Annotated in this window: 16 protein-coding genes; 9 read left to right on the top strand and 7 right to left on the bottom strand. The window is 60.5% G+C overall.

What is annotated here, in order from left to right; genetic code table 11:
* The first annotated feature begins 167 nt into the window (after positions 1–167).
* From NZL82_RS19195 to NZL82_RS19205, 3 genes are all read left to right on the top strand, one after another.
* Positions 168–1,613 carry a type IV secretory system conjugative DNA transfer family protein gene (locus NZL82_RS19195; protein ID WP_261271306.1) on the top strand — a complete coding sequence of 482 codons (1,446 nt, stop codon included), beginning with the start codon at positions 168–170 and terminating at the stop codon, positions 1,611–1,613.
* Between the two features lie 471 nt (positions 1,614–2,084).
* The gene (locus NZL82_RS19200) at positions 2,085–3,143 is read left to right on the top strand and encodes a replication initiator protein A (protein ID WP_261271307.1); all 1,059 of its coding nucleotides are present in this window, start codon (positions 2,085–2,087) and stop codon (positions 3,141–3,143) included.
* Positions 3,144–3,172: 29 nt separating this feature from the next.
* Positions 3,173–3,853 (top strand): EcsC family protein, encoded by a 681-nt coding sequence (locus tag NZL82_RS19205; protein ID WP_261271308.1) that lies wholly within the window; start codon positions 3,173–3,175, stop codon positions 3,851–3,853.
* A gap of 53 nt (positions 3,854–3,906) precedes the next feature.
* On the opposite strand, the gene NZL82_RS19210 is transcribed toward NZL82_RS19205, so the two are convergent.
* From NZL82_RS19210 to NZL82_RS19230, 5 genes are all read right to left on the bottom strand, one after another.
* The gene (locus NZL82_RS19210) at positions 3,907–4,200 is read right to left on the bottom strand and encodes a ribbon-helix-helix domain-containing protein (RefSeq protein WP_261271309.1); all 294 of its coding nucleotides are present in this window, start codon (positions 4,198–4,200) and stop codon (positions 3,907–3,909) included.
* A complete protein-coding gene (gene parA / locus NZL82_RS19215; protein ID WP_261271310.1) occupies positions 4,197–4,850 on the bottom strand; it encodes a ParA family partition ATPase in 654 nt (217 codons plus the stop codon). Before parA ends, NZL82_RS19210 begins: the two co-directional genes overlap by 4 nt.
* A gap of 74 nt (positions 4,851–4,924) precedes the next feature.
* Complete coding sequence (locus tag NZL82_RS19220; RefSeq protein WP_261271311.1) at positions 4,925–5,473, bottom strand: recombinase family protein; 549 nt, start codon at positions 5,471–5,473, stop codon at positions 4,925–4,927.
* A 90-nt stretch (positions 5,474–5,563) separates the two neighbouring features.
* Positions 5,564–6,442, bottom strand: coding sequence for an AAA family ATPase (locus NZL82_RS19225; protein WP_009824028.1), 879 nt, complete (start codon positions 6,440–6,442; stop codon positions 5,564–5,566).
* The gene (locus NZL82_RS19230; RefSeq protein ID WP_004212864.1) at positions 6,369–7,769 is read right to left on the bottom strand and encodes a Mu transposase C-terminal domain-containing protein; all 1,401 of its coding nucleotides are present in this window, start codon (positions 7,767–7,769) and stop codon (positions 6,369–6,371) included. The genes NZL82_RS19225 and NZL82_RS19230 overlap by 74 nt, the downstream gene beginning before the upstream one ends.
* Before the next feature lie 191 nt (positions 7,770–7,960).
* Between NZL82_RS19230 and NZL82_RS19235 the strand changes: the two genes are divergently transcribed.
* The 5 genes from NZL82_RS19235 to NZL82_RS19255 all read left to right on the top strand — a co-directional run bounded on the left by NZL82_RS19235 (position 7,961) and on the right by NZL82_RS19255 (position 10,990).
* Positions 7,961–8,533 carry a recombinase family protein gene (locus NZL82_RS19235; RefSeq protein WP_007407197.1) on the top strand — a complete coding sequence of 191 codons (573 nt, stop codon included), beginning with the start codon at positions 7,961–7,963 and terminating at the stop codon, positions 8,531–8,533.
* A 398-nt stretch (positions 8,534–8,931) separates the two neighbouring features.
* Positions 8,932–9,876, top strand: a complete 945-nt coding sequence (locus NZL82_RS19240) for a hypothetical protein (protein WP_261271312.1) — start codon at positions 8,932–8,934, stop codon at positions 9,874–9,876.
* Positions 9,877–10,115: 239 nt separating this feature from the next.
* On the top strand, positions 10,116–10,436 hold the full coding sequence (locus NZL82_RS19245; RefSeq protein ID WP_261271313.1) for a type II toxin-antitoxin system RelE/ParE family toxin: 321 nt from the start codon (positions 10,116–10,118) through the stop codon (positions 10,434–10,436).
* A 3-nt stretch (positions 10,437–10,439) separates the two neighbouring features.
* On the top strand, positions 10,440–10,721 hold the full coding sequence (locus NZL82_RS19250) for a helix-turn-helix domain-containing protein (protein WP_261271314.1): 282 nt from the start codon (positions 10,440–10,442) through the stop codon (positions 10,719–10,721).
* Entirely contained in the window at positions 10,721–10,990 is a 270-nt protein-coding gene (locus tag NZL82_RS19255) for a hypothetical protein (RefSeq protein WP_261271315.1), read from the top strand. Before NZL82_RS19250 ends, NZL82_RS19255 begins: the two co-directional genes overlap by 1 nt.
* On the opposite strand, the gene NZL82_RS19260 is transcribed toward NZL82_RS19255, so the two are convergent.
* Together NZL82_RS19260 and mobQ are read right to left on the bottom strand one after the other, a co-directional pair.
* A complete protein-coding gene (locus NZL82_RS19260; RefSeq protein WP_261271316.1) occupies positions 10,959–11,459 on the bottom strand; it encodes a hypothetical protein in 501 nt (166 codons plus the stop codon). The two genes, NZL82_RS19255 and NZL82_RS19260, sit on opposite strands and share 32 nt — an antisense overlap.
* Positions 11,456–12,547, bottom strand: coding sequence for a MobQ family relaxase (mobQ, locus tag NZL82_RS19265; RefSeq protein ID WP_261271317.1), 1,092 nt, complete (start codon positions 12,545–12,547; stop codon positions 11,456–11,458). The genes NZL82_RS19260 and mobQ overlap by 4 nt, the downstream gene beginning before the upstream one ends.
* Before the next feature lie 171 nt (positions 12,548–12,718).
* On the opposite strand from mobQ, the gene NZL82_RS19270 reads away from it, so the two are divergent.
* A complete protein-coding gene (locus NZL82_RS19270) occupies positions 12,719–13,009 on the top strand; it encodes a hypothetical protein (protein WP_261271318.1) in 291 nt (96 codons plus the stop codon).
* Positions 13,010–13,209: the final 200 nt, after the last annotated feature.

Genomic DNA, 13,209 nt, shown 5'->3' on the forward strand with positions numbered 1-13,209 from the left:
CATAACGCCGCTCCCTTATCGGAGCGGAACGTCGTTCCTCGCATGGGCGATCGTCAACAACAACCAGCCCGTTCCCGACGTGTTCTCCAAGATGACCAAAATCGCAGCTTCGGGCCGACTGGGCCATCCTGCTCGGCACCCAATGGCTGCTCGAAAAGATACTGCCCGTGTCGATCGCCAGCACCATCGCCTGGGCCGCGCTGGTCGCCTTCGGGGTGGCCGTCTGGAAGTTCAACCGGCGCTACGGTCGCAACGAGCTGCTCGGCTCCGCTGCGTTCGGATCGCGCGCCGATGTGCGCGGCCTGGAAACCAACGGCGGCGATCTGCTAATCGGTCGATCGGCCAAATCCGGCAAGCTGCTCCGCTATGGCGGTCCCGCCCATCTGCTGACGATGGCCCCAACGCGCAGCGGCAAGGGCGTCGGCACCATCATCCCCAATCTGCTGACTCTCGACCGCTCGGTAATCTGCATCGACCCCAAGGGCGAGAATGCCCGCGTCACCGCCAGGGCGCGCACAGCCAAGGGCAAGGTCTGGTGCCTCGACCCCTTTGAGGTGTCCGGGCAACCCCCTGCCCGCTATAATCCGCTCGACCGGCTCGACCCGGCCAGCCTCGATCTGGCCGAAGATGCGATGACGCTGGCCGACGCCCTGGTCCATGATTCCGCAGGGCAAGGTGGCGATGCCCACTGGAACGAGGAAGCCAAGGCGCTGATCGCCGGGCTGATCCTTTATGCGGTGGTCCATGAGGACCGCGAGCATCGCACCCTGGCAACCGTGCGCGACTATCTGACCCTTGCCCCCAAGGGGTTCGCTGACCTGCTCACGCTGATGCAGGACAGCCGCGGCGCCGGTGGCCTGATCGCCCGCGCCGCCAACCGCCAGCTCGGCAAGTCCGATCGCGAGGCCGCAGGGGTGTTGTCGTCGGCGCAGCGGCACACCCATTTTCTCGATAGCCCCCGGATCGTCGCCAGCACATCGGCGTCGGACTTCACCTTTGCAGGGTTGAAAGAGGGTGTTTCCACGGTGTTTCTGTGCCTACCCCCCGACCGCCTCGATGCTTATTCCCGCTGGCTGCGCCTGCTGGTCGCCCAGGCGCTCACCGACATGGCGCGCTCGCCGGTCAAACCGGCGCGGCCCGTCCTGTTTCTGCTCGATGAGTTCGCCGCCCTGGGCAGGCTGGAACCCGTCGAGCGGGCCATGGGCCTGATGGCTGGATACGGGTTGCAGCTCTGGCCGATCTTGCAGGACATGCACCAGTTACGCGCCCTCTATGGCGAGCGTGCGGGCACCTTCATGTCGAATGCCGGGGTGTTTCAGGCGTTCGGGGTAAACGACCTTGCCACCGCCGAACTGCTGTCCAAGACGCTGGGGCAGGAAACCCTCGAATATCAGACGGCGGGCTATTCCGAGGCCAGCATGTTCGACGGCGGCAAGCTCACCCGGTCGGCCAGCACGCAGATCAGCGCTCGAAACCTCATGAACCCCGATGAGATCATGCGGATGCGGCCCACCGACCAGCTATTAATGCTCCAGGGGCAGGCCCCGTTGATCGTGGAAAAGATCCGATATTACGACCAGCGCGAGTTTGCCGGGCTGGCTGATCTCGGCTGAGCGGCCACAGGGCGCGTGATCGTCACCGATGGCGAGAGGAACGGGAAAGGGTCGCAACCCCGCTTCTTGGCCGCCCTGACCCTCTCCACACGGGCGCTAGGGTGCGATTGGGCGCTGAACCCGTCCCACTTCCCCCTCGGAAGCCTAGCGGCCTCTGGCCGCTCTTGTGACGGCATCGCCGTCATGCATCAAATAGTGCATTGGCCGCTAGGCCAATTCCATATGTCTTTCGCCGTAGGTGTTATTATGTGTTAGACTCAGTGTTACGCCTCCAAAAAACTCGGAATTTTCTATCTATATCAATACTTTAATAAAATTTACGGTGGGTGATAACACGATAACTGGTGTGTGAAAGCACGAAGATGGGTGGGTGATAACACAATCTAAAAATGGTGTTTTATGCACAAGGCTAGGTGTGTGAAAGCACGATACTTATTGCCTTGGTGTGTAAAAACACGATACCTTTGGTTGGTGGGTGATAACACGAATCAAGAGGACCGCTCTCCCCTTCTGCCGGATCGTTATCCGCAGCAGGATTTCTTCGTGTGCGACATCTTCGACGCTGCGCCCAAGGCCGACATGGCCGCGATGGAGCATCCGATTTTCAGCGTGTCCACAAAGCCCGATTTCACCAAGCGGGCCTATGAACACGGTAACGCGATCCTGCGCGTGTCCCCTTCCCCCAACGGCCTCGCAACCGTCCATGATCGCGATGTGCTGATCTACTGCATCAGCCAGATTATGGCTGCTCTCAACAAAGGGCAGAAGGTGAGCCAGGTCGTCCGCTTCAAGGCTTACGATCTGCTCGTGGCAACCAATCGCGGCACTGACGGACGCGGCTACGAACAGCTCAAGGCCGCGTTCAAACGGCTGCAAGGTACACAGATAGAAACGAACATCATTACGGGCGGGCAAGCCCAATGGGATGTTTTCAGTCTCGTGGATCGGGCATCGATCATCCGCGAAAGTTTCGACGGTCGCATGATCGACGTGGAGGTGAAGCTGTCCGATTGGGTGTTCAATGCCATTCGGGCAAAGGAGGTCCTGACCCTCAATCGTCGTTATTTCCGGCTGCGGAAACCTCTGGAACGCCGCCTGTATGAAATCGCTCGCAAGCATTGCGGGTGGCCTGGGAAACCCGTCAAATTCGGGCTCGATACGATCCAAAAGAAATGCGGATCGCAATCGACCGCCAAGGAGTTCAAGCGGCTGCTCAAGGTCATCGTTGAGCAGGACGTGCTTCACGGCCACTTCCCCGATTACTCGATTCAACTCAACAAGGATGGGGATCAAGTCACTTTTACCCCGCGCTCGCCCAAGGCTGACATGCCCCAAACGACGCTATTTCCGATGATCTCCAACACTGCGCTAGAACGCGCCAGGTCGGTCGCACCTGGCTATGATGTGTACGCGCTCAAGAGCGATTATCTGGCCTTCTGGGATGACAAGGGACGACAGCCCCTCAAGAATGCGGATGCAGCATTCCTAGGCTGGTGCAAAAAAAGAAATGAACGTAATCCATTGCGCTGATTAATCGATATTGGTGGGGCAAAAACTAGATGACCGACGATAATACCAACAAAGGCATCATTAAGAAGATCACAGCCATTATCGCCATCGAACCCGAAAAGATTTTGAAAGATGCACAGGAATATGGAATTCCAGTTTCCTGTTTAGAAGACTTTAATGATCACGAAAAAATAAAGCGCCATACAATAGAGCGTCTTTCCGCTAAATACGTTAATAATGCATCACAATTATGCGCCCTATCTGGAGCAGCAACTGGAGCAGGAAGTGTTGCCACAGTACTCGCTCTTTCTGCTGGAGACATGGGAAATATGGCCGCGCAGTTGTTTCGGCTTAATCAAAAACTAGCGATTCTTAATGGATTTGACCCATACAATGATATCCATCAGGATAAGACTTTAGGAATTTACTTAACTGCTATTGGCATAGAAGGTGCTGCGCAAGCAGGAATTCGTGCCATGGTTGCTAAAGCCATAGTAGAAAATGTTGCCAAAAAGGGCCCACCTACATCGATCGGCATTAAGGTCATCTTGGAGGTAGTTAAAATTTTAGGAATGACCATGTCCAAAAGACAAGCTGCTAAGCTTGTTCCCTTTGTTGGGGTAGCTCTAGGCGCTGGGGTCAATTTCGTTTTCGCAAAGGGTGCTGGAAAATCTTTGATTGAGGCGTATCGCATGGATGCTCAGGACAGAGCCGACGCAAAAAGCGAATAGCCTGTTACCACATAGGCGCAGCTAGAAGTGATCATGTTTGCATGTGAACATGATCACTTGCCTACAGGGCTTTCGCCCATTTTGCGAAGCCAGTCGTTGAACGCTTCCGCCATAGAATCCTGCAAGCTCATGCCATGTTTACGGGCAGTCATGTGCATGGCGAACGACATTTCGGGGCTGAAATAACCTGTTATGGCCTTCTTGCCCTGACGGCTCGGCGCGGTCGGACTGCTGGCTCCAGTCGCGCTGTTAGGCGCTGTCGGAATCGGCATCGCCTTGCCTGGCGCTTCGAGTGCTGATGGGACTTCGCGATCGCGAAGTGCAAGCAATGATCCTTTACGGCTCATGCGGCATTCCTCCGTTTCTTAAATGCTTGCATGTTCACATGCTGACATGCCCACTTGTAAAGTTCGCGCACTTCATCAGCAGCCTTGCCATTAGGTTCGATTTCCATGACGGTCTTACCCTCAGCGGCTGCGTGACGGAATGCAGCTCGATCGGCAATGATGTGAGGGCAGGCCTCAAGGCCGTAGCCCTGCACTACCTGGGCCGCTTCATCGTACATGCGCGGGGCTGTTGGACTTCCTGCGGTAAAGATCACAAAGGCAGGCTTGCCGCGCATCTTCACTAGGCTGGCCGTTGTTTGCACGGCCGCAAGATCGAAGGCGCTTGGTCGGCAGGGAATTAAGACCAAGTCGGCCGCTTCAACAGCGGCACTGGCGGCGCTGTCGGCATGGGGCGGGGTGTCGATCACGATAAAGTTCGCGCCTTGGCTCGTGGCCTGCTCGATCTTGGCGGCAAGACGTGGTGGTGCGCTGTCGATCACTACGGGCGGGGCGTCTTTGCGCCATGCCGCCCATTGGCTCGCGGTCGCTTGCGGGTCGAGGTCGATCACTAGAGCGGTATGGCCTGCATCTTCAGCGGCTGCGGCTAGGTGAAGGGCGAGGGTGGTTTTCCCCGCGCCACCCTTCTGGCTGATTATCGCGATTGTTGGCATGTCAGCTCCATTACATGTTCACATGTTTGCATGTGGCCATAAAGCGCTGATTCCGTGGAGCCGTCAAGACGAAGCTATCGACCTACAAGCCGCGAAACGGTTGCCTGACTGACATTGAACAGCGCTGCGACGGTGCGCTGCGTGTCACCGGCGGCTAGCCTATCCAAAGCCTCGGCTTTCTGATGAGGGGTAAGGGCCGTCTTACGGCCGAATTTGACGCCACGCGCTCTTGCCTGAACACGCCCTGCGGCTGTGCGCTCCGTGATCCGTTCTCGCTCCCAACTCGCCGCGATCCCCAGCACTGCGATTATCACCTCGGCAAATTGCGAGGTGGTGTCCACCATCGGCTCGGCCAGCGAACGGAAGCCCGCCCCTGCCTCTTTCACCGCATGGAGGATGTTCAAAAGGTCGCGGGTATTACGGGCAAGGCGATCGGTTGCCGTCACCATCAATACGTCCCCACCGTCCAGCGCGCCGATCGCGCGCTTGAGCTGGGGCCGCTCGGCCGTGGCCCCGCTCATCTTCTCGCGGTAGATCTTCACGCACCCGGCAGCGGTGAGCTGGGCGAGCTGCTGGGCTAAGTCCTGGCCGGTGGTCGAGACGCGTGCATAACCGTAAATCATACCGCAATTTTGCATCAGATTTTTGCATCAGGGAAGGGCGCAGATTGTAAACGCTCGCGCTAAATGGCGGCGTTCTGATCGCGCTATTTGTCAGTTGCCGGGTCCGATGACGAGGCAATCGCGCGCGGCCTGAACGATGTCAGCGGTGACCTCCTCGACGCGGTTGAGGGTCATGATCCGCCGCATCTGCGCGAACAGGCGCTCCATGAGCCGGAAGTTGCCGCGCGTGATGCGGATCACGGCTGCCTGCGCTTCGATCGCGTCGAGTTGGGCCGGGTCGAAGCTGATCCCGAAATCGCCGGCGTGGGTCGCGAGCAGCAGCCGCATTTCGGTCTCGGTAAGCGGTTTGAACTCGTGGACGAAGCCGATCCGCGAGTAGAGCTGGGCATAGCGGGCGAGGCGCTTCTCCAAGCCCGGCATACCCATCAGGATCAGCCCGAAGCCGTGGCGATCGGCCATGTCGCGGAGATGTTCGAGCGACTTTATGGTCAGGCGGTCGGCCTCGTCGACGATGACGAGGGGGCAGGCGATGCGGGCGGCGTCATGGGTGATTTCGTCCTGCGAGCCGCCCGCGACCGTCAGCCGGGCATAGCCCAGCTTAATGAGGTTGAGGCCCAACACCGCGTCGATCGTCTTGGGCGTGTTGCTGACCGACACGGTGTAGAAGACGGCGCGGCAGCGAGCGACCTTTTCGCCAAGGAGCGCGGCAATGGGACGGAGCGCGGCATATTCCCCCAGGTCGGGGAAGCTGGAAAACTCGCGCGCCGATCGCGTCTTTCCGACGCCCGGCCGGCCATGACACACGCCGATATAGCGGTAGTGCGCGCAGGCTTCGGCAAACTCGACGAACCGGGCATGTTCGCGGGTCGCCAGGAACGGCTGCTCGACCAGGAACTCAATCGTCAGCGGCGTAGAGCCGGAGCCCTCGGTAGGTGGTGGGCCGGGAAGCCGTATCCTCTTGGTCGCCATCGAAGGTCTCCGTGGGGGCAGGCACCTGCTTGTCGCGCTCCTTCGCGCCGCGCCGGGCGCGCTGGATCGCGCGCAACGACGGGTGCCCAGCGTGCTCGGAGCTGAGCGCACGGCAGACGAACCGGCCCTGGTGGTAGACGTGGATCTCGGTCAGGTCGCGGGGGTCATAGACCGCCTCGACCTGCTCGCCGACGAAGGCCGCGAGCGTGGGTTCGACATAGCGCCTGCCCATCAGACGGATGCCGTCGCGCAGCACTTTACGGGGCTTGGGCACGTGCACGAGCAGCATGTCGAGCTGTTCAAGGCTGTCGGGCATTGCGGGCAGGAACCCGCCCTTCTGCCAGCGCGTGATCGGCGGTTCGCCGGTGCTGCCATGCGGGCGACGATGATAGACGCCGCACACGAACGCCTCGAAGCGGGCGCGCAGCTCGTCGAGCGTGAGCACTGGCGCCGACAGCGGCTTGCCCGCGATCAGGTGGCCGGGCAGGTCGGGCAGGAACATGTCGTTGATGGTGCGGAACAGCCGCTCGATCTTGCCGCGCCCGCGAGGACGCCCCGGCAGCGAATGGATGAGGCGGATTTTGAGGGCGATGCACGCCTGCTCGATATGCTCGGAGATGAAATCCGAGCCGTTGTCGACGTAAAGCTGTTCGGGAATGCCGCTGACGATCCATTCGGGATTGGGCTTGCGCCAGATCGCCTGCCGCAAGGCGAGCGCCGTGTTGAGGGCACTGGGGGCATCGAGGCTGAGGAAGTAACCGGCGATGGCTCGGCTGTGATCGTCAACGATGACGGTCAGCCAAGGACGCACCGGGGTTCCGGCATCATCGAGCACGAGAATGTCGAGAACGGTATGATCGGCCTGCCACATCTCGTTCGAGGTCGCGGCTTCGCGCCGATGCACTAGCTCGTGCTGGTCGCGGTAGACGGCCGGATCGGAGGCTGCGGCGATCTGGCTTGCCGGTATCGCCCTGACGACACGCGCGACGGCCGCATAGCTGGGGGTTCGGTGTCCATGCGCGATGGCGAGTTCCTGCACCTTTCGGTGAATGGCGGCGACCGGGGGTCGCGGGCGCTTGGTGGCGAGAGTGCGGGTCAGTTCGACCAGATGTTCCGGCAGGTGCAGCCTGCCCCGATCGTTGCGCGGCAGACGCGCGAGACCGGCAAGTCCTTCGGCACGGTAGCGCCCGAGCCAGCGCTGCAACGTCCGCTCGCTCAGCGTGCCGGTGCGGGCGAGGTCCGCGAGCGGGATGCCATCGGCGAGGTGCGGTTCAAGGACGCGGTAGCGCTCGATCGCCAGCGGCGGGACAAGCGCCGGATGCGTCACCGCCGACGGTCCGTGTCGCAGGTAAGGAAAACGGAGATTTGCCTGCCCATCGCCATGCGAGTCCGCTCGCGTTGCCAAACCGGCCTGTTCGACGTAAATCTACCCGGTAAAGAAAACTAGGGCAACATAGACCTGCCGATGACGACTTTCTTCCCAAACCGCGCCCGATCGGGGCGCCACCGGCCCTACGCATGAAAATCGGTTACGCCCGCGTATCGACCGCCGAGCAGAACCTGGACCTCCAGCGTGATGCGCTGAAGGCTGCCGGCTGCGAGAAGGTCATCACCGACAAGGCCTCCGGGGCGACTGCCGCTCGCCCTGGATTGGAAAAGGTGAAGGAGCTGCTTCGCGCCGGCGACACACTGGTGGTCTGGCGCCTCGACAGGCTCGGCCGCTCGCTCCGTGATCTGATCGGATGGATGACCTACCTCGACGAGGAAAAGGTCGGGCTGCTGAGCCTGCACGAGGCGATCGACACGACCACCACGTCGGGCAAGCTTACCTTCCACCTGTTCGGGGCATTGGCGGAGTTCGAGCGCAACCTGATCCGCGAGCGGACCCAGGCCGGTCTCACCGCAGCCCGCGCTCGCGGCAAGAAGGGTGGCCGGCCGGCCGCACTCGGCAAGGACAAGCGCGACCTGGCCGTCAGGCTCTACCACGAGAACACGATGCCGATCGCCAAGATTTGCTCGATGCTCGGCATCTCCAAGCCAACACTCTACGCCTATGTGCGATCGGCCGAGACCAAGCCGGTAGCCGCGTAGCGACGCTCGCCGACAAATAGCGCGATCAGAATGCCGCCACTTAGCGCGAGCGTTTACAGCAGATTTCCGCCGTTCTCGACCTGATGCAAAAGTTTTGATTTTTGCATCGCGAGGCACGCCAGCATTCCGCGGGCGGAGCCGCGCAGACTTGCGCTGGGTAAATTCGCGCGGTCCATATATGCGCTAATTTGATGAAATTCCGACCTTCAAATATGATCGGCTGTTCAATCTTGATCGCTCCTTGCCTGCTGGTCGGCTGTTCTCCGGAAGCTACCAAGCAGTCCGCAAGAGCATTCACCGCGTCTGATATCTCGGGCACCAGCTGGAATGTTATTGAATTAGACGAAGTGCGGCCATTTGCGCTACGCCACAATCCTTGAATGGCAACGGGGATCAGAATGAAGGGGCTTTTTGCGGCTATTGGCGCTGTTGCGCTTTGTTTAACAGGTTGCGGCAGTGCTACCGAAGAACCAGCACCTACTTCGACGACGGATGCTGCATCCTTGACAGCTAGTGCGGCCCAAAAGCCGAACCGCGATGATCTACTGCCGGTGGATTGCGGCATGGGTGTATGCTTCGTAAGTGTGATCCGAAAGACGGAGCTCATCCAAGAAGGCGCTGCTAGTAAGCTCTTCAAGGTGATGGTTTCTGGAGCCGAGGTGAATGAAGATCAAATCCCTGAGAACGGGGACGTGGATACTACAAAGATCTCATTTGGCGATGACACCTTTAACTACGTGTTCTGTTCTGCTCAGCTGCCCTCTGTGATGTATAATAGCAAAGAAGGCGTCCAAGCGCAGGTTCTGGCATTCGCTGGTTCTCTGCCGCATAGTGAGTATGGTTCCGCAGCACTGTATACTCACGTCTGCCATCCAGGAGAAGACTGGCAGCAGGAAGGGTTCGCTCAAAAGCACGGATACGCACGCACTGAGAGTGCTACATTTACACTTCAGACACCGTCTGAAGTCTTCTCAAAGCTCGCAAGCAATTCAGCCAACGGCGATCTAAAGCTCGGAAGCGTCAACGATGATGATTGGGACCAGCTTGGGATTGGATGTGGCTGCTCTTTCTCGAAAGGTAAGCAGACTATATTAGCTCTCGGGGCTGAGGGGGTTATCATCCGTCCTAATGGCAATCGTCGCATTTGCGCTCCTACCAACTCCGCTTATGAAAGTGTCATTCAAGGTGACGGTGTCATAAGCTGTGGCAGCACCAAGGTCGAGATAGCTGGCATCAAGAACTCGAAATCCAACGGTGATGGATTTGATGCGGACGCCACTTTAAGAGTCCAGAGTGAAGGCATGTCCACGTCTACTACAGGTCAGTTAAGCTGTTCTTGTTGATTGAGCCGGATTGATTTCCAGTCGGTTATCGTGCCGGACTGCCAGTGACCTGCCCCCGACGGTCCCTCGATCATAACGAGAGTCTTGCGGTTGAATATTCCGGTACGCTCGCCTGCCTCTTCCTCGTGGGCAGACTCTACATCAGAATGAGGGACCTTCGGGGGCAGGTCAAAAGCGACTGTCAAATTCCATCCGAAAACTAGCTTGTCTTTATGTATCGAATTTGATACACCACTCCCGTGAAACAGATTTCGTTCCTGGGTGACAGCCTCGCTCGGCTTCGTGATTTTCCTGATGATGCCCGCTCCGAAGCAGGCCATCAGCTCAACGAGGTTCAGATCGGCAACGATCCCGACGACTGGAAGCCGATGAAAACCATCGGCCCCGGCGTCCGCGAAATCAGGATCAGAGAACAATCCGGAGCTTTCCGGGTGATCTATCTGGCGACGCTACCGGAGGCGGTGCTTGTCCTCCACGCCTTCCAGAAGAAAACCCAGGCCACTCCGCAGAAGGACATTGATCTGGCCGCGAACCGTTTACGGGCATGGAGGAAGGAATAGGCGATGGAAGTCCAGACTTTCGATAGCGTCTTTGACGCACTGGCCGATACCCCGGCAGAGGCCGCGAACATGAAGGCGCGCTCCGAACTGCTGTCGGCCCTGAAAAGCCGTATCCGCGCTTGGGATTTGCCGCAGGAAGCAGCGGCGACACGTCTCGGCATCACCCGTCCCCGGCTCAACGATCTACTGCGCGGGAAGCTCGGCAAATTCTCCCTCGATGCGCTGGTGAACCTCGCCACGGCATCCGGCCTGACGCTCGAAATCAGGATCGCGGAAGCGGCATAATGCTGCCGATCGATGTGGAGGCGCTGCGCGCCCGGGTGCGGGCGATGGACTATCTGCGCGGCACGCCTGACGAGGTGGCACAGTGGCACGAGGACATGGCCGAATCCCGCGCCAATCTCGCCATTGAAGACATGATCCTGTCGAACGACGAGGACGCCATGTTCGCGATGATGTTGGACGAGGGCCTGCCCCCTTCGCTGATGCCGTCGATCATCCTCACACTCTACGAACCAAAAACTACCGCTCCCGATCGGGCTGCGGTGCCCTGATGCGCCCCGGAAACATCTCTTCGTGGATCGGCTCCACCACCGCCGCCACGCCCTTTTCATTGCTCCGCACCTTACCCGGCCCGAACACCCGACCCCGGTCGAGCTGATCCGCGATCCACTCCCGCACCCGCGCGTTCTCGCGCGCCACACCTTCGGGATCGCCCTTGTGCAACCTGTTGGTGATCGCCTGGGCCACGATGTAATTTCCCTGCGCTGATCGTAGCTCTGGGTCGGCTGCCGCTTCCTTATCGGTCGCCTGCCTGAACCTGTCGCCTAACGTCATCGCACGACCGACGCCGGCACCCGATGCGCCGGCGTTGCCGACGACGAGCTGGGCCAGCGTCTCGCCCATGGCGTCCAACTTGCCCTGCATCGCCTCGACCTGGCCCGCCAGATTCTCCACCGCTGCCAGCACGGCGCGCTGGGTCGCCAGTAGCGCCATCACCGGATCGTCAGTGTCATCGCTCATCGTTCGCGGCCCCTGTCCCGATCTTTGTCCTTGGTGCGCTCCCGATCGCGCTCGGCCTGGTCGTGGTCCGATCCGCCCTTGCCGCCCATTCGGGATGCAATGCGCTTGGCGGCGCTTCCCGGCTCCGGGGTGTCGCGCTCACGCCCGCCCCGCTGCGCCGTCGCCTCCGCAATCCGCTCGGCAGCGCCGCGATCGGCGTCCTGCTCCTGACGCCCCCATGCCGCGCCCAGGCGGTCACGCAGCCCCTGCGCCATGTCCTTGGCCTTGTCGCCGATGCCGCGCATCGTTTCCGCGATCCTGGCGCTCAATTCGCGAAGCTGCTGCGTCAGCTCGCGCCGCTCCCGGTTCCGTGCCTGCACCCCGCGCTGTTCGTCGCCGCGCTCGGTAGGCGTCCCCTTGCGCTCCATCGCCACCGCCGACAACGGCACCTTGCCCAGCGGCTCCCGCGCTAGATCCTCTTCCCTCTCCGCGTCCCCCCGATCGCGCGCCGCCTCGCGCTGATCCTTGAGCGACCGATGATCTATGCGCTCATCGCACCCGGCCCGTTCCAACGCCTGGTTGGCGTGGGTTGCCCAGGCCGATCGCCACCCCTCAAGCCGCTCGGCCGCGTTCCAGTCCCGGTTCTTCTTTCCGAACCCCTCGCCGGTCAGGTCGCGCATTGTCAGCATGACATGCGCGTGCGGCTGCTCCTGCCCATCCGCCGAATGGCCCCGATGCAACGACACGTCCGCAATCATGCCCTGGGACACGAACTGCTCGCGCACATAGCTGTCGACCAGGGCACGCCGCCCTTCCGCGTCCAATTCACGCGGAAGGGAGATTTCCACCTCGCGGGCAAGCTGGGCGTCCTTGCGCCGCTCGACCGCCTCGACGCCGTTCCACAGGCTCGAGCGATCGAGCATCCAGTCGGGCGTGCGATCGGGAGCCATGATCTCGCGATGCTCGATGTCGGATTTGCGCGTGTAGTCGTGACATTTGCCCAGGCGCTCGTCGGTCAGCCGCTCGCCCGACCGATAGGCGGCGGCGGCGACCGCGCTGCGCCCGGTGGCTCGTGAAATGACTTTGACGGAACAATGGTAGATCGCCACGACGCCGCGCCCTTACTGCCTTACTTCACTTAAGGGGGAAGCCGTCCGGCGGGGGCAACGCCCCCACGAGGACCACGCACATTGGGAACCAATGTATAAGCGTGCCCTTATCTTCGCTAAGGTAGCCTTGTTGCGATCCTCTTGCTATAGCGAACTGCTCAGGAGGACGGCATGGCACGAACCCCGGTTGAAGAGCGCCTTGAGAAAATGCGCGAAGACGAGCGCAAGCTGCGCGAGCGCCGAAAGGCGCTTGAGGCCCGCGTCTCTACCGAGCGCCGCAAGGCTGAAACCCGCGAGCGCATCATGCTTGGCGCGTTCATCCTCCACCACATAGACGAGGACACGCCCACCGGTCGCCAGCTCGCCCCGCTCCTGCAACGCGAACTGCCGATGTTCCTGACCCGTGAGCGCGACCATGTGTTGATGGCCCCTCTGCTCAAGCGGCTGAAGGAGAAGGAATGATGGCAGGGCCGCTGGTCGGGGGTGAACGGGGCGTAGGCTGCGGCCTGGCTATCGGCGGCGGTTTCGCCATCCTGGCCCAGTCGGCCCGAAGCTGCGATTTTGGCCATGTTGAAGAACAAAGATTGAACATGGCGATCTACCAGGCTCGCTCTTGTCCTCCAATCTCGTAAACATCGGTCTCGATCGAGCACCTGTAGCTC

The sequence above is a fragment of the Sphingomonas sp. LC-1 genome (assembly GCF_025371035.1).
Taxonomy (GTDB): domain Bacteria; phylum Pseudomonadota; class Alphaproteobacteria; order Sphingomonadales; family Sphingomonadaceae; genus Sphingomonas; species Sphingomonas sanguinis_E.